Annotated in this window: 1 protein-coding gene; it reads right to left on the reverse strand. The window is 43.2% G+C overall.

The genetic code is table 11. From position 1 onward, the window contains the following. Positions 1-638 precede the first annotated feature (638 nt). Positions 639-1,316 (reverse strand): cyanobactin maturation protease PatG family protein (locus F6K40_RS40250; RefSeq protein ID WP_483143797.1); only part of this gene is annotated, 678 nt, incomplete at its 5' end.

Consider the following 1,316-nt stretch of genomic DNA (forward strand, 5'->3'; position numbering starts at 1 on the left):
GTCAGAAATTGCAGATGGAGCTAGACTCCTTTCCACAGGGGCAACTTGCTTAGGGAAGTTGATCATTTTAGGCGTAACTTGTTTGGAAATGTTCATTACTTTTCCTTGTTTTTTCTTGAGTGTTTACTTGTTTTGTGCATCCGGATACTTACCACTGGTAACGTGGTACGTGTCCGGCTTGAATTGGAACTTTCATCGTGGTTTCTCCTGTTTGAGTAATTTTTAATCGGTCATCACTAATATTAAATCCGCTAGCTACGGTTCCCGATAAATCGGAGTGTTATCATAAACCGGGTTTGTGGGAGGTAGATGTTATGCACTGGGGCATCTAAAAGTTTCCCCGGTTTCTGGCGGTATTAGAGACTACCGGATTTGATCTGATTTCTAATAGGCAGCCATACACATATTCCTAGCCGCACCTGTTAGCTTGTAACAGTGATTGATGTCAGAAATGCTGACACCTAAACTATTAAATAAGGGAGATGTATGGTTTAAATCCCGAAGTACCGGCTGGGATTGCTTGGGTCGATTATTCATCAGCATGGGCTGGGTTTTTCTGGGCAGATTATTCATCTTAATACTCCTCCTAGTTTGGCAAATTTTTACAAGATTTTTAATGAGATTAGTGTGGGATATTTTTAGTTAGACATAGACCAAGTACGCATCTGACCAATCGTGACTGGCATCAGATCGCTCACATCCACAGTAAATCGAAATATTTTTTTTGCCCGGCGATCGTTCTCTGGATCGAAAAACTTTAGTTTGACATCCCAACAATCTGAATCCATCCGACAAATAGGGCTTTTTTCTGTCTCAATGCTCGCGAGCTGCATTCCTTTACCAGTTGCCTCAGTTAGTGCTTGTGCTGCTTGAAAAGCATTTGTCGCTGCGAAATTGAGGGCGCGATCATGGGATGTTTGACCCAGATTCCGAAATTCGTAGTACATCCGATTGAGAAATTCCTTCAGAGAAGCTCGCGTAGCTTCTTCCTGCTCATTAGTCTGAGCTGGTGGTGTAGACCCTTGTGCTTGTGGTGTAGCTGTTTTTGCTGCCTCAACCGCCATTGACACCAATTGGTTGACATTCCACTCGTACATCCCGCGAACTTCTGGAACGATCACAGGAACAACTTGTCCGGAGAATAACCTGACGCTCTTACCTGTCAATACCCCTGGAATTGAAACCCGCGAAATATATTCAAGGTCGTCTTCAGGTTTGATCTGACCCTTGAGAGCTGAAATCAAGTTATGATAAGCTTGCTCGGAAAAAGACCCACCAGGTTCAATTGCGTAAATGGGTGTTAACTCTAGGTTTAA

This window comes from Okeania sp. SIO3I5, from assembly GCF_010672085.1.
In the GTDB taxonomy this organism is placed as follows: Bacteria; Cyanobacteriota; Cyanobacteriia; order Cyanobacteriales; family Microcoleaceae; genus Trichodesmium.